This is a genomic window from Brevibacterium aurantiacum, from assembly GCF_003932995.1.
In the GTDB taxonomy this organism is placed as follows: Bacteria; Actinomycetota; Actinomycetes; order Actinomycetales; family Brevibacteriaceae; genus Brevibacterium; species Brevibacterium aurantiacum.
The window spans coordinates 3,712,938-3,732,643 of the sequence record NZ_CP025333.1 but is presented as its reverse complement, the minus strand read 5'-3'; the positions used below and the strand labels follow the sequence as shown (position 1 = coordinate 3,732,643).

Genomic DNA, 19,706 nt, shown 5'->3' with positions numbered 1-19,706 from the left:
GTCTTCACGCGCTTCCCAAACTTCCCGCCACGGCACGTCCGGCACGCATCCCGGAGAAGATGCACCCGCCCAGGAAGGTTCCCTCAAGTGCGTTGTAGCCGTGCATCCCTCCGCCGCCGAATCCCGTGACCTCGCCGGCCGCATAGAGTCCGGTAATCGGTGTGCCGTCTGCTCCGATGACCTGGGCGTCGAGGTTCGTCTCCAGCCCACCCAGGGTCTTGCGGGAGAGCAGACTCAGCCGCACAGCGATGAGCGGACCGTGGGCCGGGTCGAGGATCTTGTGCGGTTTCTGGACCCGCACGATCTTGTCGCCGAGGTAGTTCCTGGCATTGTGGATGGCTTGGACCTGCGCGTCCTTCGAGAACGAATGGTCCATCTGCCGGTCACGTTCGATGATCTGGTCGACGAGGTGGTCATGATCGATGACGGGACCGCGGGAGCGCTCGTTCATCCCGGCGACCAGCTCCTCGGTGGTGTCGGCGACGACGAAGTCGGAACCGAACTTTTTGAAGGCTTCGACCGGGCCGGGAGCATCGGAGGACCGGGCGCGATCCAAAGTCAGGCGCCAGTCCTTCTTCGTGATGTCGGGATTCTGCTCCGAACCCGAGAGCGCGAACTCCTTGCGGATGATCGACTCATTGAGCACGAACCACGAGTAGTCGTGACCGGTCGAGAGAATGGTCTTCATGGTCCGGTTGGTGTCGAACCCGGGGTAGTTCGGTGCTGGGAACCGGTTGCCTTCGGCGTCGAACCACAGTGACGAGGGTCCTGGAATGATGCGGATCCCGTGGTTCGGCCACACGGGGTTCCAGTTTTCGATGCCCTCGGTATAGGCCCAGATCCGATCCCGATTGATCAGGCTCGCACCCGCCTCCTCGGCGATGGCCAGCATGCGCCCGTCAACATGGGCAGGGACTCCGGCCAGCATCGTCTGCGGGAACTCGCCGAGGCGTTCGGCCGGCCAGAACTTGCGCATGAGTTCGAAGTTGTGGCCGATGCCGCCGCTGGTGACGATGACCGCAGGGGCACGCAGCTCGAAACCATCGAGCTCCTCGCGATTCGACTCGACCCCGCGGCCGGTGTGGCTGGGGGCCAGTCTCCGCCCGCGAACCCCGACGACCGAGGCACCATCCCCGCTGCCGCTGCCGCTGCCGCTGCCGCTGCCGCCATTGTCGACGATGAGCTCATCGACACGATGCCGAAACCCCATGGTCACGAGGCCTGCCGTTTCTGCCCGCTCCACGGGCTCGCGGAAGACCCGGACCACCTCGGGGCCGGTGCCCCAGGTGAGGTGGAACCTCGGCACGGAGTTGCCGTGCTCGGAGGCACCCGACCCGCCTCGCTCTGCCCAGCCGACGATCGGTGTCAGGCGCAGCCCCAGGTCATGGAGGTAGCGACGTTTGTCTCCGGCGGCGAACTCGAGATACGCCTCGGCCCACTGCCGTGGCCAATGATCGTCTTCCCGGTCGAAGCCCGCCGAGGTGGCCCAATCCTGGCGCGCCAGGTCGAGGGAGTCGTGGACGCCGAGTCGGCGCTGCTCAGGGGAGTCGACGAGGAAGAGTCCACCGAGGGACCAGAAGGCCTGACCGCCGAGGTTGGCCCGGTTCTCCTGGTCGAGGATGAGCACTCGCTTCCCGGCGAGGCTGAGTTCATGGGCGGCGACGAGTCCCGCGAGGCCTGCCCCGACGACGATGGCGTCATAAGCCTCATTCGGGTGAGGGGCGGCGGTCGGAGAGGTGTTTCCCATGGGCGACTCCTTCGTCGAAATGTGGGTCTGGCGACCCGTGCATACTCAGACTACTGGCCGCAGAGTCTGTCTACTGTCCGCGGTGTCTGCCTACTGTTCGCAGGGCTTGCAGTCGTGTCTCAGCGGCCCAGCGTCGAATCGAGCCAAGCAGCGGCGGCGGAGAACGAATCGTCCGTGGTTGTCGGGTCGAGTGGCACACCGGTCTCCACCGCACTGGGGTAGCTGCCGAGGAACCTCAGACTCCTGGTCACACGGTGGACTCCCTGCAGCGCATCGGCCATCCGGGCCTCGTGCACGTGTCCCAGCAGGTCGATCGAGAACTGGTAGAGCCCGAGTCCGTCACCGGTGGGTCGGGATTCGATGCGTGACATGTTCACCCCGCGGCTGGAGAACTGCTCGAGCATCTCCAACAGCGCACCCGCACGATCGGAGCGCAGCGAGGCCACGATGGTGGTCTTGTCGGATCCAGTCGGTGCGGGAATAGCACCGGGGCGAGTGACGACGACGAACCGGGTCTCGGCATCCTGACGTTCTCCGATGTCATTGGCCAGAACCTCAAGCCCGTAGCGTTCAGCCGCCAAGGCCGGACACACGGCCGCCACATGGTCGGCGGCATCGTTAGCCAGATCTCGTGCGGCCGCGGCCGTCGACGAGGTCGGCAGGTAGACGGCATCGGGGAAGTTCGCAGCCATGAACGTCCGCACCTGCGCCTCGCCATGCGGGTGGGAACCGAACGAGGTCAGCGTGCTGGGATCGGTCCCCGGCTTCACCGCCAGGACGAAGCGCACGGGCACGACCACCTCGGCGATGATCTGCAGCTGACCATGATCGGTCAGGGCATCGATCGTGGCCGGCACGCCGCCTTCGATGGAGTTCTCGATCGGCACGACCGCAGCCAGGCAGTCACCGTCGAGGACGGCCTCGAGAGCCGCGGCCCCGTTGCGCATGGGCTGGGTCGATGCGTTCGAGCGCAGGCCGTGGGAGTCGAGGTACTGCAGCAGTGCGGCCTCGGTGAATGTGGCTTCGGGGCCCAGGTAGGCGTAGCGCTCTGCGCTCACTGCGTAGTCTCCTTCTCGGTACTCGGCGAGGTGCCGTTCTGCTTCTTGGCCCGGAGTCTGCGCACGAGGATCGCTCGGGCGACGTCGCGGTATTGGGCGGCACGGTGCAGCTGTGCATTGAGGTCCTTGCCCGTGACCCGGTGGTGGAGGTCGCATTCGACCTCTTCGACGCGCAGGCCGGCATTGACGACATCGATGGTCATGGCCGTTTCGACGCCCCAGCCGGCGGCGAAGGGCAGTGCCGTGTCGAAGGCCTCGCGGCTCAGGCAGCGCATTCCCGACAGGGGCTGGGTCGCGTCGAATCCGCTGAGTTCGGCGATGCCCTTCTTCGCGAGACCGACGACGAAGCCGAACCCACCGCCCTTGCGTTTCTGTGCGGGCAGGATCGCGATCGTCATATCGGCCTCACCAGCGAGGACAGGTGCGGCGAGCGGGGCCGTGTTGAGGGCTGAATCTTCCAAGTCGCCGTCGATGAAGAGGAGGGCGCGGTGATTCGGGCGCTGGTTGGGATCCGAGTCGGAGATCTCACGATTCCTGATCGCAAACGCGCCGGTCATCATGGCCGCAGCCTTGCCCTTGTTCTTCCTGTGGGTGACCACCTCGGCGCCGGCCCTGCGGGCACGAACGCCGGTGTCATCACTCGAACCGTCATCGACGACCATGATGATGTCGACGCCGGGGATCTGCTTGGCGCTTTTCACGGTCGCTGCGATCCGGTCGGCTTCGTCCATCGCGGGGATGACGGCGGCGATCGCGCGGGGTGCCGCCCCCGGAGATGGAACTGGGGTGTTCGACTGTTCGGACATGGAAACTCTTCTCCTGTCCGCCTCACGCACCGGCGAATGCGCGTCGACGCTCGCCGGTGGTCGTGGCGACGGAACTCAGTGGATGGTCAGCTGACGAGCGACGATGCCTGAACGTGCACGGCGTGCCTCGGTAGACAGAGACTCGCCCGAGTTCATGGTCGTCTCGAGGCGCTTGCCGAACTCCGCGATGGGTTCTTCGATGTCGTCGACCTGTGTGCCGAATTCGAGTTCCCAGACGGGCACGATGATTCCGTGGGCCCGGAAATATCCCAGGAAAGTGCCCGGACCGCCGAGGTCGTTGAGCCCCTCGACCTGCAGGCTCGCGAGAGCGTCGACGATCGCGTCCTCACCCTCGGGGCGTGCCCAACGGACGTAGGTGCGGCCCGACATCTCGGTCCAGTAGGCGGACTTCACCGAGGCGAGCTTCTCCGTGGGGGAGATGGAGTCGTTGGCCTGTTCGAGCGCCGCAGCAACATCGGAGTCCGTCTCGGCCTCGGGCAGCTTCCAGTACTCGAAAGTCTCGAGGACGCGGATGTCGAACGGGTGGTCGGTGTCGAGGATGTCCTGCAGACGCGGTCCCTGACCTGGCTCGGTGGTCGCCTCGACGGTGGTGCCCGGCTCCGCATCGACTGCGGCCAGGATGCCGTGGGCGACATCGCGAGAAGCATCGGTCGAGGACACAGGAACCTGCATGCCGGCCAAGATTTCACCGTCTTCACGGTGCCAGGCCTGCCATGCTGCGGGCAGCAGGGAGGTGATGGTGATCTCCTGACCACCGAACTCCTCTTTCAGCTTCGCCGAGGCGGTCGCCGCCGGCACCAGCTCACGCAGGCAGATGAGGTCCGCCTCGAACGGCAGTCCCTCGAACGGACGTGCAACGAAGGCCGTGGCCTCTGCACGTGCCAGACGCTTGGCAATGACATCTTCTTTGGAACGCTTCGACTTCTTACCCATGGAAGACAAGTCTAGACGGTCTGGCGAATCGGAATGCATCCCGTTCGCCGGGGCGATTCAGTGCTGCCCGGCGACCGGGATGAAGTAGCGCGTGGTGTTCGACTCGTCCATCGTCACCTGCAGTTTGTCACCCGGGTTCGGGAACGCCGAGTGTTCGGGATTCTCCGGCGTCAGTCCCAGGTTCTCCAGGCGGATGATCCCGTGCCGACCGACCTCGTCGGCGGCGAGGACATAGGAATGATTGAGCTCGCGGATGGTGACCTCGATCGAGGGGACCTCCGCTGCAGCATCGACATTCGTCACCGTCCGAGGCGGTGAGGCGTTGCCCATTCCCAGGTAGGCACTGACATCATCGGCGATATAGGCGGCAACCACATCGGCCTGAGCCAGGAGCCCGGAGAGGACGACGGAGAGCCGCTCCTGCTGGGCATCTGATTTCAGTGCCTGACCGGGTTTGAACAGATGCTCCTCGGCGAGCACACACCACGCATCCTGCATGATCGTGCGCAGCTGGAGCTCGACGAGCACTGAGGGTTCGGCGTCGAAGGGAACTTCGATGATGAGATGGCGTCCGCGATAACCGGAGGGCTTGGGCTGGGCGGAATAGTCCCGCACCTCGGCGATGGAGAGGTTCGAACTGTCATTGCTGTCGGTGAGCAGATCCCACAGCGCGGTCTGTTCCCGCTCGGTGCGGCACACCGCCCGGGCACCGACAACATCGATGACCTGGTTCTCAACCTCGACGGCCTCATGGATCTCGTCATTGGCGTCGGCGAGTTTGCGGCGCAGCTTCTCCCCGGCTCGGAGTCGGTCCTTGATCCGTCCGCGGCCGACGGTGACTCGATCGCCTGACAGCAGCGCGGAGCCCGAGCATGCGGCCTCGACCCAATCGTTGACCGTCTCCAGGGCGGCCCTCCATGTCGACTCGCGCCTGTCGTAGGCTTCGTCGACCAGTTCGCGGACTGTTGCTGACATCCTCGTCACCTTCCTAGCTCCTGATTCAACTTCACCAGAAGACGGGGTGGATGTCCATGCTTTACGCGCGAATGAGACGAGCTTTCCTCCGGGAGGTCATCACGGGAGCCTCCGGGGACTGTTCAGGGGTCCTGCGATGCGCGCCGCAGACTCAGCGCTCGGTGGGAAGGTACCCGTATTCGTAGCCGCGGGCCAGCGCATCTCTGCGATTGCGGACGCCGAGGCGCGCGTAGAGATTCGACAGCTTGTTCTTCACAGTTCCTTCGACGAGGCTGAGCTCAGCGGCGATTGCGGACACCGAGGACTGGGTGTCCAGCAGTGCCAGGAGCTGTCTCTGCGAGGGGCTGAGCAGTGTGTGACCGGCGCGGATGCGAAGTGTCTCCCCAAGATCCAGCAGCCGCTGCCGGAGCCGTTCCCCGGCACCGCGATCGCCCGGTCCGCCGATGGCACCGTCGGCGCCGTCGGTGGAGTTGGATTCGCTCGCGAAGACCGGAGCGATCAGGTCCCACTCGGCAGCGCTGGAGCTGCGCGCGATCAACTGATCGCGCAGAGACTTGGGAACCAGCGCCACGGGAATGAGGCTGGCTGCGATCCTGCAGTACTCGAGTGCGTCGACGAACGCGGAGTCTGACTCTGCCAGTTCTCCTTTGCCCAACAAGCTGGCAGCCTGAATCGCACGTGCCGAGGCCCTGGCGTGCAGGTCGAGTGGCTTCTGAGACAGCACTCTGTTCGCCAGGTGCGCCGCGGTCCCGTGTTCACCGATGGTCAGATGGAGTTGAGCTCTGGCCAGGATGATGTACGGCGATTCGGTCTCGGCGTCGAGCAGGACATTCTGGGCGAGATGGGTCTGGCCCTGAGCCAGGTGGAGGGAGACCAGCATGAGCTGGAGTGAGTGGAGCAGGAGTCCGTAGGCCGGCAGGGACGATCGGTTGGTGTCGATGATCTGCTCCAGGCGCTTGCCCTCGATCCCGACATCGCTGCGCAGAATGCCTAATAGCGATCTGTACTGAACGACTCCGAGCCACGAGTGATGACCTAGTGAGGGGTCAGTCAGGCGCGCCGAGTACCGGCTTGCTGCGTCGAGGTCCAGGCCGTCCATGGCGCGAATCATGCGAGCCAAGGAATAGGCGGTGAGCGTGTGGGGGTTGTTGAAGCGAGTTTGCTCCCTGAGCTCGTCGAAGTGACGCAGGTGCGCGTCACTCGATGGCCCGTTTCCGAGCATCGCGTACGCCAGGGCACTGTAGGCATGTGCGGGGAGCAGGAGATAAGGAGAGGACGCAGAGGCGAGCTCTGTGATGATGATCGACCGGCGCAGCAGTTGGACACTGCCCGTGAGATCGCCGACGAACATGGTGGTGATCCCATATTCGAGGTGGAATCGTGCTTCGCAGAGTCGGCTCGATGCTGACTGGAAGTGTCGGCTGTCGTTGATGAGCTCCTGGGCCGTCCGGGCCACTTGCAGACCCTGGTCCGACTGGCCGAACACCTTCTGGCGCCGCATCGATGCGATGGCCATGATCAGGATGTCATCGACGGTGAAGTCACCGTCCTTGATCCGTTCCAGCTGCGAGTCGAGCGTCGGGACCGCCGAGTGCTCGAAGTCGACCTGGCCGAGAACGGTGAGGGCGTCGCTGACGCGAAGGCGCCGTCTGGCCTCACCTGCTTGCAGGCAGTCGCCCTTCGCCTCGGCCAATACCGCCGAGTTCTGAGTCTGCGCCTCGGGGACCTTCGAGAAGGCCTCGAGAGTCGCGTCGAAATGATCGACCATGAGTGCATGGCCGCGGTTCGCCCAGAGATCTGTCAGTGCGCTCCACTCTCCGGCCTCCGCGACCTGCAGGAGTGCCTCATCGAAGCCCTCCGAATGATAGGAGGCTGGGGCCTTCAGCCATTCCGCGGCGCTGCCACCAAGTGCGCGTCGCGACCGCGATTCGCTGTGCCGATCCCGGTCGTCGTAGAGCCGCCTCAGGATCGCTCTCATGACCGGCGGAATCGTGTATTGACCGGTGTCTTCCAGCGATGGGAACAGCAATCCGTCCTCGAGCAGATGTGCGCTCAGGTCAGCGATGTCGAAGGTGTCGCCGCCTTCTGGGTCGATGGGGACGGCAAACGACCCCAAGTAGCGCATTGCTCCGGCGGCGATGGCCAGAGTGTCGGCGTTGATGTCGCGTACGAATGAGAGCAGATGGGCAAACCTCAGCTCGGGACTGTCCGGGGCCTGGCTTCTGATCTGAGTCAGAACCTCGGCGGATGGCAGATCCGAGTAGTGGTCGGCATCGACTGTCGAGAGGTCATGGCCCATCGAGTCGGCGCCCTGCAGAACGGCTTGGCCTGCCAAGATATGGCCAGATGTCTGCAAAAACAGACTCTTCCACACTGGTTCGGGCAGCTCGGGCGCGAAATCGGCGAGGCGAGTCGCGAATGCGTGAGCTGTCGTCGAGCGCTCGCCGGGAAAGACGCCTGCACCGGCTGAGCGGTCCGTCGGGGGAACGGGAGCGCCCTGGTCAGCGGAATCATGCATGGGTGGGGACCTCTGGCAGTGGGGATATGGGGATTTGGGGATTGACTACCATTAAGTAATCTATCTGATCTCTTTGAGAGAATTCCGGTTACACAATGTGGCAGCTATGTGATTTTCACTAAGTCTGCGTTTGTCTGCGTTCAACTTCACTCAATCTGTGTTCAACGATGCCGTTGCGCATTATCGGGGAGTGAGCAGCGGCACGTTGTTCTTAGGATCACTTGTGAAGTGGTGTTTCGTCAATATTGATCTGTAGCGGCGTGGGGGAGTGCCGAAGCAGGCTCAAGACGTGAGGTTTTCGTCGGGTACTGCTCACACCTCGTAGTCGACGATGACAGGAGCGTGATCCGACGCGCCCTTGCCCTTGCGCTCCTCGCGGTCGATCTCGGCACCGGTGGCCTTCTCAGCCAAGGACGGTGAGGCGAGCTCGAAGTCGATGCGCATGCCCTTCTTCTTCGGGAATGCCAGCCTCTGGTAGTCCCAGAAGGTGTAGACGCCTGGGCCTGGTGTGAACTGCCTGGTGACCTCGGTGAGCCCGGCGCCGAGGAGGGAGTTGAAGGCATCGCGCTCGGGCTCGGACACATGGGTGAGTCCGTCGAACTCCGCCATGTCCCAGACGTCCTCATCCAAGGGTGCGACATTGAAGTCGCCACAGAGGACGAGCTTCTTATCAGGTGTTTCACTCAACTGTGCAGAGATATCGGCAGTCAGGGCCCGATACCATTCGAGCTTATAGGTGTAGTGCGGGTGGTCGAGTTCACGACCATTGGGAACGTAGAGCGAATACACTCTGACTCCGCCGCAGGTGGCTGAGAGTGCACGGGCCTCGACCACGGGCTCTTCGCCGAATGAGGGAATGTCGGTGAATCCGATCTCGGGGTCCTCGAGTCCGACTCGGGAGGCGATGGCCACACCATTCCACTGATTGAGGCCGTGGAAGCTCACTTCATAGCCACGGGAGGTGAACAGGTCCTCCGGGAACTGTTCGTCCTTGCACTTGAGTTCCTGGATGGCCAGGACGTCGACGTCGGAGCGATCCAGCCAGGCGCCGATTCTGTCATGTCGGGCGCGGATCGAGTTCACATTCCAGCTCGCGATTCTCACTCTCCCACCATAGGCGGTCCCGACCGCAGGCCCAAGCTCAACAGGCAGAAGGAAGCCGGTCACCAGGAGGAGTCAGCAGGCGCACCCCGTGGCCCCATCACCTCGGCGCCGGTTGGCTACCGATAATCTGGGGTCATGCCTGAAGCACTCAACGAACACCTCGGCCACGATGGTGCCGCCTGCCCCGACTCCTACTATGTGCGCACGGGGCCGGAGACCTTCATCTCGACGCTGCACAGTCAGGGCGCCTGGCAGCCGGGCGAACAGCATCTGGCCCCAGCCGCAGGACTGGTGCTGGCAGAGATCGAACGCCGACTGCCCTCGGACAAGTTGGTCTCTCGGATCAATTTCGACATCCTCGGCGTCATCCATTCCGGCGAATTCACAATCGACGTCAACGTCATCAGGCCCGGTCGGACCATCGAACTCATCGAGGCGAGCATGCGCCATGGTGAGCGCACGAGCGTCCACGCCAGAGTCTGGCGCCTGCTGCCCAGCGACACCACCAGCGTCGTCGGCGACGAATGGCAGGCTCTGCCAGAGCCCGAAGAAGCTCCTGCCGTACCGTTCACCGGCCGCTGGGGCGGAGGCTTCATCGCCTCGTTGGACGGTGGCCAGTTCGCCGACGTCCGCCCCGGATTCGCTCGTTCCTGGATTCGGTCCCCCTTTCCCCTCGTCGACGGTGAGGACGACCCCGCGACCGCGGCCTTCGTGAAGCTCGTCGATACAGCCAACGGGCTGGCTGTGAGAGAAGATCCGAAGACGACGTTCTTCCCCAATGTCGACCTCACCATCCACCTCACCCGAGTCCCCGAACCAGGCTGGGTCGGCTTCGAGACGAAGGTGGCGTTCGGCCCCACCGGGATCGGCGAGACCACGAGCGTCCTCAGCGATGTCAAGGGGCCGATCGGCACCGCGGCACAGTCGCTGACAGTGCGGGTGGGCCAGGGCGCGAAGTGACGAGGCCGCGCGCTCTCGTCACCGGCGCCAGCTCAGGGCTGGGGCGTGGTTACGCCCTCAGCCTCGCCGCCGATCACTATGACCTCGTGCTCGTGGCCCGCGATGAGACGCGCCTGCGGGAGCTGGCGACGAGCATCGAAACCGAACACGGCACCCACGCCGAGGTTGTCGTGGCCGATCTGTCCACCCGATCCGGCATCGACATGGTCCGGACTGTGGTTGAGACCTCACGGATCGATCTGCTCATCAACAACGCCGGATACGGACTCAAGCAGGGTCTGCTCGACTCGGATGCGGCCGAGCTTGAGGACCAGGACATGGTGCTCACCGGCGCCGTGCGCGAGCTTTCGCTGGCCGCGGTCAAGCAGATGCGCGAACGTGGTCGCGGCGGTCTGATCAACGTCTCGTCCATGGCGGCACTGACGACCATGGGGCAGTATGCGGCATCGAAGATGTCGACTCTGGTCTTCACTGAAGCACTCGCCGGCGAACTGCGAGGTACCCCGGTGACGGTCACCGTCGTCCTGCCTGGATTCATTCGGACCAGATTCCATGAACGACTCGGCGTCGACCGGCCCGGGCCGGGTTGGATCTGGCTGAGTGTGCAGCAGGTCGTCACCGCGTCCCTGCGCGATGCCAGGCGCGGCAAGGTGGTCTCGGTCCCCGGGGTGAGCTACGCGCTGGCGGCTCGAATCGCCCGCTTCGTTCCGCGTTCCCTGGTGCGCTGGGGGTCGACGGGATTCTCTCTCAGCAGACGAGACGATCACTGAGTTCGCGGCAGTGACAGTTGCGACCCGCCGAATGAAGTTGAGTCTTGAATTATTTTCGGCGAGGCTTGTGACCTGGGGTTCTATCAGGTGTTCAGGGTCGCCGAAAGGCGCCCTTGCGGCTTAGGCAGGGCGGAACAATCTTTACAAGTAGGATCGATGTGTGATCCAATAATGGTGTTCGCCCGGTGGGGATCGGGTGGACACAACGGACGTATGGGGATGCGTCCGGGTACTCGAGGGGAGTGCTGCGAGGACCCCGGGATGTCGCGATTACGCGCCCCGGGGTCTTTGTCATTCACAGCTGAACACTGCGCTGCTTCCTCTGCCGTGACCTGGCGATGGCGACCTCGACGCCGACTGCGGACAGCGGGACGCCGAGTGCCTGACTGGCGTTGCGGGTCACGCGATCTGCGACGTCGGCGACGACTGAATCGATGTCGGCGCGTTCGTCGACATCGAGGTGGAGGACGAGCTCAGGGCGTCGCGCAGTTCCGCGCAGGATGGCCTGTGCGTCCACGACCTCGGGGGTGGCTTCGAGGTCATCTTCCACGGCGGCGGCCACGACGTTCGCCGTCACTGTGGTCACACCGCTGCGAGCATCTTCCTGCATGCGCAGAGGCTTGGCGGAATCCTTCCGCGGGACCTGCGCAGCGAGCCAACGGATGCCGATGATCGCCAGAATGAGGGCGACAACCAGTGCAATGACCGCGGAGAACGGCAATGCGAATACGGCGGCGACAGGCTGCAGTGCTGCGTCCGGCGTCAAGCCGGGGGCCACGGCTGCTGCCAGGCCGAAGCTGATCGCAAGCACAGCGAGTCCGGCCACCAGGAGGAACAGTCCGACGATGATGAGTCCGGTGCGGTTGGCACCTGCTGCCATACGTCTCATGCCTGCCTCCTGTGTGCTCGGACCTTGACGGTGGGTGTGCGGTCGAAGGCGATCGAGTCGAAGCGCTGGGTGACTGCGGCATCGACATCGCGGCGGATCTCGTCGTTGTCACGCACGGGGGTGGAGAAGGTGACGTTCGTCGACGAGGCATTGGATGCGGCGCGCACGCTCGAGACTCCGTCGACGGAGTCCGCTGCCGCGGCCGCCAGGCCGGACAGCGCCGAGGTCGGCAGCACCACTTCGAAGCGCTCGATGTGCTCCGGGGTCTGCGTGCGGTAGCCGATGACGCGCTTGGCTCCGGGCGAGATTCCGATGATGAGGAAGATCAGGCCCAGCAGCGCAATGACGACACAGGCGGCGATGATGGCCGCGGATCCCCAGGTCATCTCGCCGAGGCTCGACAGTCCTGGGACTCCGTCCGAGAGCGCGGAGCTTCCGGAACCTGCAGAGGCGATGGCGGCAATGGCCGCCCAGCCGAGGGCCACGGCGATGACCAGGATCAGGATGGCGAGGATGACGGCGGGCACCACGCGTGCCGGGCGTGCCCGAAACAGTCGTGCGCTCATTGCAGATTCCTCACTGTCTTTCCGGATCCTGATGCATTGGGCTTGAGCCATTTCACGGAGATGTCGACCTGATGGACGGTGACTCCGGTGAGGGCTTCGACATCGGTGCTGAGGCGACGACGGACCGATTCGGTCGCCTCGGTGATGGGGGATGGGTACTGCAGTCCGAGTTCGACTTCGAGGGTGCAGCTTCGACCCGAAAGGGTCACGTCAACACTGGGCCGGGAATCGAGATCGGCGCTCGAACCGAGTCCGAACAGACCCGATTTCGTCCCGCCGATTCCGGGCAGACCTTTGAGGATCTGGGAGGCTGTCTTCTCGATGACCCGGTCCGCGATCGTGAGGTCGCCACGTGATGAAGCCACGCTGTCACCTCCGCGTTGTTGAACGTGAACTCAGTGCGCTGAGGTCGAGTCGTCCGTCGAGGACCAGGCCGACGACGAGGCCGAGCCCGCCGCAGATGGCGACGATGAGGAATGCCAGGAATCCTCCGAAGTACGCGACGATGCCCAGCGTCAATCCGACGAGCAGTCCGATGAGTGTTTTCGACATGTCATTCCTTCCGCCGAGGCGGCGAGTCGTTCTCGGGCCTGAGATCGGCCGCGGGAAAGGCTGCGTTCGTGTGTTGAGTATGCAAACTGGTGTGTAGGGGGCAGATCAGTTGAGTTCGACGGTGTCGTTGGAGCTCTGCTGATCGTCCTCATCACCGGGGAGGTGGACGTCGGTGACCTCGATGTTGACCTCGACGACCTGGAGTCCGGTGCCCTGTTCGACGGCACGGATGACGTTGCGGCGGATCGCCTCGGCGACGTCGACGATCGACGTTCCGTACTCGACGACGATGGTGAGGTCGATCGCGGTCTGCTTCTCACCCTTCTCGACGGAGACTCCGCCGGAGACGTTGGTCTGCGAGCCGGGGATGCGGTCGGTGAGGGTGTCGAAGGCGCGGCGTGCGGCGGTGCCCATGCTGTAGACGCCGGGGACCTCACGTGCAGCGATGCCGGAGAGCTTGGCGACGACGTTCTCGGCGATCGTGGTGTTGCCCATGTCGGTGACGAGGGGGCTGCGCACCGAATCGTCGGTTGTGGACTGCTGGGAAACGGTGGACTGCTTGACTTCAGGCATTTCTGATTCCTTAACGTTTCGATTGCGCTGACATTGGTACAGACGCGGCAGGTCAGAGAACCTCACGCACCTGTGCTGAAAAAGTTCTCAAGCGAGTTCGCACTCGACATTCCCCCGGCACGGAATGTGCGCTCATAGCGCCGACGGTCGCATACGATGTGGATATGACAAGGCACGATGATCGGTTCGATCTCGTCACCCTGGTCGTGCGCGCGAGGGAAGGTGATATCGATGCCTTCGAGTCGTTGGTCGACCGGTATGAGACGAAGCTGCTGCGATTCTGCCTGCGCACTCTCGGTGATCGGCAGGATGCCGAGGACGTCGTGCAGGACACGCTGGTGCAGGCGTGGAAGTCGTTGAACGCCCTGAGTGAGCCCGCCGCCTTCGGTACCTGGATCTACCGATTGGCATCGAACAAGTGCACCGACATGCTGCGGCGGCGGATGGCCAGGCCCTCGGATGCACAGGACCCCGACGATATGAGCATCCACCCAGACGGGCGTGCATCGGTTGAGAAGTCCGTTGAGGCACGCACCGCTCTTCAGCATTTCTCAAGCGTTCTCCAGACGCTCTCGTCAGAACAGCGGGTAACCTGGGTGCTCCACCAGATGGAGGGTCTCAGCTACGCCGAGGTGGCCGCGACTCTGGGCATCAGCGAAGGCAGCGTGCGAGGCCGCATCCACCGGGCCCGAACTGCCGTCATGGAGGGGATGGAAGGATGGACATGAACGAACATGTCGGCTCCGGCGCTGAACCTGACCAGACGAACGATGATCTCCAGCGGGAATCAGACGCTCAGCTTCGCGGTGTCATCGACGAATACATGGCCACGTTCGAACCTGAACCTGAGGACACTGCCGGGGTGCGCGAGCGCATCCTCCAGCTGGTCCGAGACGATCTGTACCGTGGGCCCTCGACACGTCTGCAGACCGAACATGGTCACCCGTTTTCGATCTCCACTGCCGCGGTGCGCTCAATTGTGCGCAGAGCCGTCGACTCGGTGGACGGTATCCGTGCCCGCAGCGTCGACGTCGAACCCGCCGGTGAACCCGAAGGCAGAGCGGCGACGGTGTCATTGACACTGGCTATGCGCGCCGGCATCTCCTTCGCCCCCACCGCCGAGGCGATCCGCGGGGCCGTGTCCGCCGCGGTTCTGTCCGAACTCGGGATTCCAGCTGTCAGGATCGATATCAATGCTGAGGATGTGTACGTTGACTGATCGTGGCGAAGCGAAGGACCTCAACCTCGTGAACAGCGGCAATGGCTCTGGTATCGGCAGCGGCTCAGGCGTCCGCAGCGAGGTCGCGGAGTCGGAGCGTCTGGCGACGTCGGTGACCTCGGTTCCCGGTGTCAGAAGCCTGGCGCCGGGACTGCGCGATCTGGTCGCCACAGCCACAGCCAGAGTGCTGCGGCGAGTCGGTGGTGAGCCTGTCGGTGTCGACGTGGCTCGCGGAAACGACGGTGTGAAGGTGAGGATCGATGCCCATCTTGACCGCACCCGTTCGGTCGCCGAGGTTGTCGATGAGATCTTCTCCGTCGTCGAGGCCGATATCGCTCGCGGGGCAGTGGAGGCCAGCGGACGGCTCGACATCGATCTGCGCGTCGTCAGCCGAGGGTAGCTGCCAGGACTGAATGGGCAGCTACCCTCGACTGAAGGGCAGCCGCCAGGACTGCAGGTGAATATGGCGAGGGCCGGAATCCAGTGATGGATTCCGGCCCTCGCCAGGATCAGACCGTGATCAGGCGGCCTTGTCCTTCTTGCCCATCTTGCTGGTGATGAAGCCCCAGATGAGAAGGACGATCAGCGAGCCGCCGATCGCGCACAGCCAGGACGAGATTGAGAAGAAGGCATCCATCTGGACGCCGAAGATCGCGCCGCCGAGCCAGCCGCCGATCATGGCTCCGATGACGCCGATGATGAGTGTGGCGATGAGTCCGCCGCCCTGCTTGCCCGGCAGAATGGCCTTGGCAATGGCACCGGCAATGAGTCCGAGAATCAAGTATGCGATGAAACCCATGAGGTTCACATCCCTTCAGAAGTGGCTGATGATCGGGCTTGCTGAGTGAATCTGTCTCCAATGGTAGATCCGATTCTCGCGGAACGTACCGCTTCGCCCGATTCTTTATGACATTGGTGCAGACGTTCGCTCGGTGGAAACCTCACGGACGAATTCTGTTCGTATGCTGTGATCCCCATCGCCACCTCGGCGAGGGCGGCTGGGGCTCACGACCACCTCGGCGACGGGGGCGCTGGGTGTGTGTGACGGCCCTGGTCCGCGCAATGGCACTGGCCGTTTAGACTTGTGGGCATGACCGATAGCGCAGACACCCGCCGACAGTTGCTCGACCTCATCGACGAACTCGCCGTGGTTCGTGGCAAGGTGACCCTCTCATCAGGCAGGGAAGCTGACTATTACCTGGATCTGCGCCGGGTCACTCTCGATCATCGCTCCGCACCTCTGATCGGCGATGTGGTGCTCGACCTCCTGGCTGCCGAAGGCCTGCTGGAGCAGGTCGATGCCGTGGGCGGTCTGACGATGGGAGCCGACCCGGTCGGCACCGCAGTCATGCACCGCTCCGTCGTTCGCGGCACTCCGGTGGATTCCTTCGTCGTCCGCAAGGAGGCGAAGAAGCACGGGATGTCTCGTCGCGTCGAGGGCCCCGATGTCGCCGGCAAACGGGTCGTTGCGGTCGAGGACACCTCCACCACGGGTGGTTCGGTGCTCACCGCCGTCGAGGCTCTCAAGGAGGCCGGCGCCGAGGTGGTGGCCGTGGCCGTGGTCATGGACCGTGACACGGGAGCCAAGGAGCGGGTCGAGGCGACGGGAATTCCGTATCTCACGGCGTTGACGACAAGCGATCTTGGTCTGGACTGAGACGTTTCCTCGGACTCCGCGGGCGCCGTCTCACCCGTCGATCACCAGCTGGGACTCGACTGGCAATTCTGTCGAAATCGGGGTCCTGGTTTGAAACATCGTGGTCCATTCAACACGATAGATGAGACACTCCCACAGTACTGCTTCAGGAAAAGTAAGGATGACGCGTGCTCACACTGAAAGAGGTTTCCCTGCGCAAGGGAAAGCGAACTTATCTCGACGAGGTGAGTTTCACCGCGCAGGCAGGCCGGATCACCGCAATCGTCGGATCCCGTTCAGCCGGTCGGACCGAGCTGGTTCGCGTCATCATGGGGCTGATCTCGCCCGATGAGGGCACGGTCAAGCTCGAGGACTTCGAGCTCGACTTCGGCGATCGTCAGAACTTCGGATATCTGCCCGCCGAGCGCGGCGGCTACCCGAACATGCGCGTGATCGATCAGATCGTCTACCTGGCGCGTCTGCACGGCATCACGCTCGGAGCAGCGGAGCGCAATGCGCTGACGCTGCTCTCGCGTCTCGAGCTCGCCGATCGCGGCTATGCCCCGCTGAAGAACCTCAGCGGCACCGAGATCGCCCGCGTCGACATCGCAGCGACCCTGGCCGCCGATCCCGATGTCGTCATCATCGACGACGCCTTCTCCGGACTCGACTCGGAGTCAACCGAACTTGTGATGTCCCTGCTGCGTGCCCACGCAGCCTCAGGCGTGCCGGTCATCCTGGCTACCGACAATTGGGAGGCCGCGCAGGCCCATGCCGACGACGTCATCGTCCTCAGCCAGGGACGGGCCAGCGTGTCCGGCAGCGTGGCAGAGCTGCGTTCGGATGTGAAGTACCGGGTGGAGCTCTCCGACGCCGAGGCGGCTGCTAAGACATTGGAGAAGCGCGCGGACATCAGCGACGTTGCGATCCTCGATTCCGCCGACAACGTCATCAGCTTCCGGGCCGCCGATGCTGGTGCGGCCGCACAGACCGTGGCAGCACTGAATGGTGTGAAGAGTTTCGAGAGTGTTCGCCCGACATTGGCCGAGCAGTACAAGGAGGCTTTGTGATGGCAGGCAAGGACGAAGGCCAAGACGGGGACTCCCCAGAGCCACAGGTGTCGAAGGGCACTGCGGGCGAGAACATCGATGACCTGGGCACTCCGGTCGGCGACGACGTCACGGTGACCGACAACGATGGCGACACAACACAGAGCACCGGCACCGGTGCGAAGTCGGCCAAGAAGGCCTCAGCGGCTCGGAACGGCAAGTCGACGAAGAACGCCAAGGGCGCAAAGCCAGCTGCGACTGCCGATGATGATGCTGCCGACGCAACCGATGCGGCTGATGCCAGCGACGCTGACGCAGTGGCGGCCGACGACGGTCTCGACGAGGTTCCGTTCGAACTTGCCGAGGACAAGCCCTCCGCCGACGAGCTCCCCGAGACCGGATTGGTCTCCGAGTTCGTCGACGTGAACAAGCGCCAAGCCGCGTGGCTGGTGTCGAACCGAGAGAGCACGACCGCACTGCGCAGTCCGTTCTTCCTGGTCACCGGCGCGGTCATCGTGCTAGGTATCCTCGCTGCGATCATCTCCGGCGTCGTCGCCGGATCCGACGCGAAGTCGGGTACTCCGACCATGGCCATGGTCGGAGTAGGCGAACAGGCTGCCATGTACGAGCAGCAGCTGGGCGTGAAGATCACCGACGCCAAGGACGCTCAGGCTGCAGAGAAGCTGGTCAAGGAGGGCAAGGTCGACGCGGCCTTCATCCAGGACCCCAGCGGACAGGCACAGCCGACGATCATCGCCTTGGACGAACAGCCCGAGGCACTGCTGGAGAAGCTGGCGCCGAAGACTGAAGCGACACTGCTGAACGCGCCGGCAGTCGGAGCAGAGATCGCAACTCCGCTGCTGTGGGGCATGGCAGTGTTCGCGCTTCTCGTGGTGGCCACCCTCGGCACCGCGCTCTATCAGAACCTGCGTCTGGAGAAGCGCAACCGGATCACCGAGATCATCGCGGCGACGATCCCTCCTCGCGCCTCGGCCTCGGGTCGGATCACGGGCATGCTGTCCCTGACGGCTGTGCACCTGGTGATCGCGATCGTTGTGGCAGAGCTCGGGCTCTCCATCACGGGGAAGACCTCCTTGGCATTCGCCATGCTGCCCGGGCTGGGCTGGTTCGCACTGACCCTGCTGTTCACTGCCTGGACCATCTACGCGCTCCTCCTGTGGGCATCGACTGTGGCTGGCAGCACGGCACGCAAGATCTTCGTCTCGATCATCGGCGTCATCACCGTGGCCGGCTTCATCGCTCCCGTCATCATGGGAGCCTCCGGAATGGTCGCCAAGGTGCTGTCGTGGACTCCGTTCACCTCGCCGTTGGGAATCGCCGGACGCTTCTTCGCAAGCCCACCTGAATGGTGGGAGGGCCTGGTTGCTGCGGCCATCGCAGCAGTGGTGGCGCTCATCGTCCACTCCCTGGCCAGCAGTGCCTACGTTCGCGCGGTGCTCACCGGCGGCGGACGCGGCGGCAAGCCCGTGAAGATGAGCAAGCGTGCACAGAAGGTCTCCGTCGGCGCAGCCGGTAAGAAGGAGACCGATTCGAAGGATGCTGCCAAGGATTCGGACTCGGACGACGTGGTCGATTCGGACTCCGCCGACACCTCGGCGGGCAAGTCGAAGGCTGACACCTCGGCGGATGAAACCGATGACAAGAAGTGACTGAGGACAGCGCGTCGGAGTCGAACGCGCCACAGGTGGGGGTCGGTCCGTGGACCGGCCCCTGGCCTGTGTCTGAGCACTTCGATCCCGAGCTTCTGGCTGAGGGCGATCGGCGCAATGTCGTCGACAAGTATCGCTACTGGAAACTTGAGGCGATCGTGGCCGATCTCGACGCCACGCGGCACGAATTCCACGTCGGTGTTGAGAACTGGCAGCACGACCTCAACATCGGTTCGGTCGTCCGGACGGCCAATGCCTTCAACGCAGCCGCAGTGCACATCGTGGGCAGACGGCGCTGGAATCGGCGTGGAGCGATGGTCACCGACCGGTACCAGCACATCATCCACCACCCGAGCATCGACGATCTTCTGCAGTGGTGCACCGACAACGACGTGCCGCTGATCGGGATCGACAACTTCCCGGATTCCGTGCCCTTGGAGACCTATGACCTCCCGCGCCGCAGCCTGCTGCTGTTCGGCCAGGAGGGACCCGGGCTGAGCGATGAAGCACATCAGGCGAGCACTGCGGTGCTGTCAATCGCCCAGTACGGTTCAACGAGGTCCATGAACGCCGCGGCCGCGGCAGCGATCACCATGCACTCCTGGATCCGCCGTCACGTCTACGACCAGCCGGTGAACTGAAGGGCTGCGGGCCTCCGGA

22 protein-coding genes are annotated in these 19,706 nt (G+C 63.8%); 9 read left to right on the top strand and 13 right to left on the bottom strand.

All coding sequences use genetic code 11. The annotated features are described in order from the left end of the window. Positions 1-4: 4 nt before the first annotated feature. The 7 genes from CXR25_RS17210 to CXR25_RS17180 all read right to left on the bottom strand — a co-directional run bounded on the left by CXR25_RS17210 (position 5) and on the right by CXR25_RS17180 (position 9,162). Positions 5-1,747 (bottom strand): FAD-binding dehydrogenase, encoded by a 1,743-nt coding sequence (locus CXR25_RS17210; RefSeq protein WP_125240806.1) that lies wholly within the window; start codon positions 1,745-1,747, stop codon positions 5-7. Between the two features lie 119 nt (positions 1,748-1,866). Then, positions 1,867-2,805 carry a prephenate dehydratase gene (pheA, locus tag CXR25_RS17205; RefSeq protein ID WP_069601049.1) on the bottom strand — a complete coding sequence of 313 codons (939 nt, stop codon included), beginning with the start codon at positions 2,803-2,805 and terminating at the stop codon, positions 1,867-1,869. After that, positions 2,802-3,611, bottom strand: coding sequence for a glycosyltransferase family 2 protein (locus tag CXR25_RS17200; RefSeq protein ID WP_069601048.1), 810 nt, complete (start codon positions 3,609-3,611; stop codon positions 2,802-2,804). Before CXR25_RS17200 ends, pheA begins: the two co-directional genes overlap by 4 nt. A gap of 75 nt (positions 3,612-3,686) precedes the next feature. Next, positions 3,687-4,565, bottom strand: coding sequence for a DUF5926 family protein (locus CXR25_RS17195; RefSeq protein ID WP_069601047.1), 879 nt, complete (start codon positions 4,563-4,565; stop codon positions 3,687-3,689). Between the two features lie 57 nt (positions 4,566-4,622). Continuing rightward, positions 4,623-5,540, bottom strand: a complete 918-nt coding sequence (locus tag CXR25_RS17190; RefSeq protein WP_009881839.1) for a GTP pyrophosphokinase — start codon at positions 5,538-5,540, stop codon at positions 4,623-4,625. Between the two features lie 151 nt (positions 5,541-5,691). Next, a complete protein-coding gene (locus tag CXR25_RS17185; RefSeq protein WP_096157691.1) occupies positions 5,692-8,058 on the bottom strand; it encodes a helix-turn-helix transcriptional regulator in 2,367 nt (788 codons plus the stop codon). A gap of 312 nt (positions 8,059-8,370) precedes the next feature. Further along, positions 8,371-9,162 carry an exodeoxyribonuclease III gene (locus CXR25_RS17180; RefSeq protein ID WP_029416604.1) on the bottom strand — a complete coding sequence of 264 codons (792 nt, stop codon included), beginning with the start codon at positions 9,160-9,162 and terminating at the stop codon, positions 8,371-8,373. Positions 9,163-9,297: 135 nt separating this feature from the next. Between CXR25_RS17180 and CXR25_RS17175 the strand changes: the two genes are divergently transcribed. Further along, positions 9,298-10,122, top strand: a complete 825-nt coding sequence (locus tag CXR25_RS17175; protein WP_009881835.1) for a thioesterase family protein — start codon at positions 9,298-9,300, stop codon at positions 10,120-10,122. Beyond that, a complete protein-coding gene (locus CXR25_RS17170; protein WP_009881834.1) occupies positions 10,119-10,892 on the top strand; it encodes an SDR family NAD(P)-dependent oxidoreductase in 774 nt (257 codons plus the stop codon). Before CXR25_RS17175 ends, CXR25_RS17170 begins: the two co-directional genes overlap by 4 nt. Before the next feature lie 295 nt (positions 10,893-11,187). Here the strand turns inward: CXR25_RS17170 and amaP are convergent, their stop codons facing one another. The 5 genes from amaP to CXR25_RS17145 all read right to left on the bottom strand — a co-directional run bounded on the left by amaP (position 11,188) and on the right by CXR25_RS17145 (position 13,472). Beyond that, positions 11,188-11,781: an alkaline shock response membrane anchor protein AmaP gene (amaP, locus tag CXR25_RS17165; RefSeq protein WP_226829656.1), complete on the bottom strand. Its 594-nt coding sequence runs from the start codon at positions 11,779-11,781 to the stop codon at positions 11,188-11,190. Beyond that, complete coding sequence (locus tag CXR25_RS17160; RefSeq protein ID WP_096145660.1) at positions 11,778-12,347, bottom strand: DUF6286 domain-containing protein; 570 nt, start codon at positions 12,345-12,347, stop codon at positions 11,778-11,780. Before CXR25_RS17160 ends, amaP begins: the two co-directional genes overlap by 4 nt. Further along, positions 12,344-12,712 (bottom strand): Asp23/Gls24 family envelope stress response protein, encoded by a 369-nt coding sequence (locus CXR25_RS17155; protein WP_009881831.1) that lies wholly within the window; start codon positions 12,710-12,712, stop codon positions 12,344-12,346. The genes CXR25_RS17160 and CXR25_RS17155 overlap by 4 nt, the downstream gene beginning before the upstream one ends. A gap of 4 nt (positions 12,713-12,716) precedes the next feature. Continuing rightward, complete coding sequence (locus CXR25_RS17150; protein ID WP_009881830.1) at positions 12,717-12,899, bottom strand: hypothetical protein; 183 nt, start codon at positions 12,897-12,899, stop codon at positions 12,717-12,719. A 105-nt stretch (positions 12,900-13,004) separates the two neighbouring features. Continuing rightward, positions 13,005-13,472 (bottom strand): Asp23/Gls24 family envelope stress response protein, encoded by a 468-nt coding sequence (locus CXR25_RS17145; RefSeq protein WP_009881829.1) that lies wholly within the window; start codon positions 13,470-13,472, stop codon positions 13,005-13,007. A gap of 164 nt (positions 13,473-13,636) precedes the next feature. Between CXR25_RS17145 and CXR25_RS17140 the strand changes: the two genes are divergently transcribed. Genes CXR25_RS17140 through CXR25_RS17130 form a run of 3 tightly spaced genes read left to right on the top strand, consistent with a single transcriptional unit; the run spans position 13,637 to position 15,091 of the window. Then, on the top strand, positions 13,637-14,200 hold the full coding sequence (locus CXR25_RS17140; RefSeq protein WP_069601041.1) for an RNA polymerase sigma factor: 564 nt from the start codon (positions 13,637-13,639) through the stop codon (positions 14,198-14,200). Further along, positions 14,197-14,691: an Asp23/Gls24 family envelope stress response protein gene (locus CXR25_RS17135; protein WP_096157690.1), complete on the top strand. Its 495-nt coding sequence runs from the start codon at positions 14,197-14,199 to the stop codon at positions 14,689-14,691. Before CXR25_RS17140 ends, CXR25_RS17135 begins: the two co-directional genes overlap by 4 nt. After that, positions 14,684-15,091 (top strand): hypothetical protein, encoded by a 408-nt coding sequence (locus CXR25_RS17130; protein ID WP_009881826.1) that lies wholly within the window; start codon positions 14,684-14,686, stop codon positions 15,089-15,091. Before CXR25_RS17135 ends, CXR25_RS17130 begins: the two co-directional genes overlap by 8 nt. Positions 15,092-15,211: 120 nt before the next feature. On the opposite strand, the gene CXR25_RS17125 is transcribed toward CXR25_RS17130, so the two are convergent. Then, a complete protein-coding gene (locus CXR25_RS17125; RefSeq protein WP_009881825.1) occupies positions 15,212-15,490 on the bottom strand; it encodes a GlsB/YeaQ/YmgE family stress response membrane protein in 279 nt (92 codons plus the stop codon). A 291-nt stretch (positions 15,491-15,781) separates the two neighbouring features. On the opposite strand from CXR25_RS17125, the gene pyrE reads away from it, so the two are divergent. The 4 genes from pyrE to CXR25_RS17105 all read left to right on the top strand — a co-directional run bounded on the left by pyrE (position 15,782) and on the right by CXR25_RS17105 (position 19,687). Beyond that, positions 15,782-16,348: an orotate phosphoribosyltransferase gene (pyrE, locus tag CXR25_RS17120; RefSeq protein ID WP_069601039.1), complete on the top strand. Its 567-nt coding sequence runs from the start codon at positions 15,782-15,784 to the stop codon at positions 16,346-16,348. A 167-nt stretch (positions 16,349-16,515) separates the two neighbouring features. After that, positions 16,516-17,397, top strand: a complete 882-nt coding sequence (locus CXR25_RS17115; protein ID WP_009881823.1) for an ABC transporter ATP-binding protein — start codon at positions 16,516-16,518, stop codon at positions 17,395-17,397. Further along, positions 17,397-19,046, top strand: coding sequence for an ABC transporter permease (locus tag CXR25_RS17110; protein WP_096145659.1), 1,650 nt, complete (start codon positions 17,397-17,399; stop codon positions 19,044-19,046). Before CXR25_RS17115 ends, CXR25_RS17110 begins: the two co-directional genes overlap by 1 nt. Beyond that, positions 19,043-19,687, top strand: coding sequence for a TrmH family RNA methyltransferase (locus tag CXR25_RS17105; RefSeq protein WP_125240805.1), 645 nt, complete (start codon positions 19,043-19,045; stop codon positions 19,685-19,687). Before CXR25_RS17110 ends, CXR25_RS17105 begins: the two co-directional genes overlap by 4 nt. The last annotated feature ends 19 nt before the right edge of the window (positions 19,688-19,706 follow it).

What these genes read in the sequence shown, in the direction of transcription:
- CXR25_RS17210 (WP_125240806.1), bottom strand. Translation starts at nt 1,747, where the DNA reads ATGGGAAACACCTCTCCGACCGCCGCCCCTCACCCGAATGAGGCTTAT.
- CXR25_RS17200 (WP_069601048.1), bottom strand. Translation starts at nt 3,611, where the DNA reads ATGTCCGAACAGTCGAACACCCCAGTTCCATCTCCGGGGGCGGCACCC.
- CXR25_RS17195 (WP_069601047.1), bottom strand. Translation starts at nt 4,565, where the DNA reads ATGGGTAAGAAGTCGAAGCGTTCCAAAGAAGATGTCATTGCCAAGCGT.
- CXR25_RS17190 (WP_009881839.1), bottom strand. Translation starts at nt 5,540, where the DNA reads ATGTCAGCAACAGTCCGCGAACTGGTCGACGAAGCCTACGACAGGCGC.
- CXR25_RS17185 (WP_096157691.1), bottom strand. Translation starts at nt 8,058, where the DNA reads ATGCATGATTCCGCTGACCAGGGCGCTCCCGTTCCCCCGACGGACCGC.
- CXR25_RS17175 (WP_009881835.1), top strand. Translation starts at nt 9,298, where the DNA reads ATGCCTGAAGCACTCAACGAACACCTCGGCCACGATGGTGCCGCCTGC.
- amaP (WP_226829656.1), bottom strand. Translation starts at nt 11,781, where the DNA reads ATGAGACGTATGGCAGCAGGTGCCAACCGCACCGGACTCATCATCGTC.
- CXR25_RS17160 (WP_096145660.1), bottom strand. Translation starts at nt 12,347, where the DNA reads ATGAGCGCACGACTGTTTCGGGCACGCCCGGCACGCGTGGTGCCCGCC.
- CXR25_RS17150 (WP_009881830.1), bottom strand. Translation starts at nt 12,899, where the DNA reads ATGTCGAAAACACTCATCGGACTGCTCGTCGGATTGACGCTGGGCATC.
- CXR25_RS17145 (WP_009881829.1), bottom strand. Translation starts at nt 13,472, where the DNA reads ATGCCTGAAGTCAAGCAGTCCACCGTTTCCCAGCAGTCCACAACCGAC.
- CXR25_RS17140 (WP_069601041.1), top strand. Translation starts at nt 13,637, where the DNA reads ATGACAAGGCACGATGATCGGTTCGATCTCGTCACCCTGGTCGTGCGC.
- CXR25_RS17135 (WP_096157690.1), top strand. Translation starts at nt 14,197, where the DNA reads ATGAACGAACATGTCGGCTCCGGCGCTGAACCTGACCAGACGAACGAT.
- CXR25_RS17125 (WP_009881825.1), bottom strand. Translation starts at nt 15,490, where the DNA reads ATGGGTTTCATCGCATACTTGATTCTCGGACTCATTGCCGGTGCCATT.
- pyrE (WP_069601039.1), top strand. Translation starts at nt 15,782, where the DNA reads ATGACCGATAGCGCAGACACCCGCCGACAGTTGCTCGACCTCATCGAC.
- CXR25_RS17110 (WP_096145659.1), top strand. Translation starts at nt 17,397, where the DNA reads ATGGCAGGCAAGGACGAAGGCCAAGACGGGGACTCCCCAGAGCCACAG.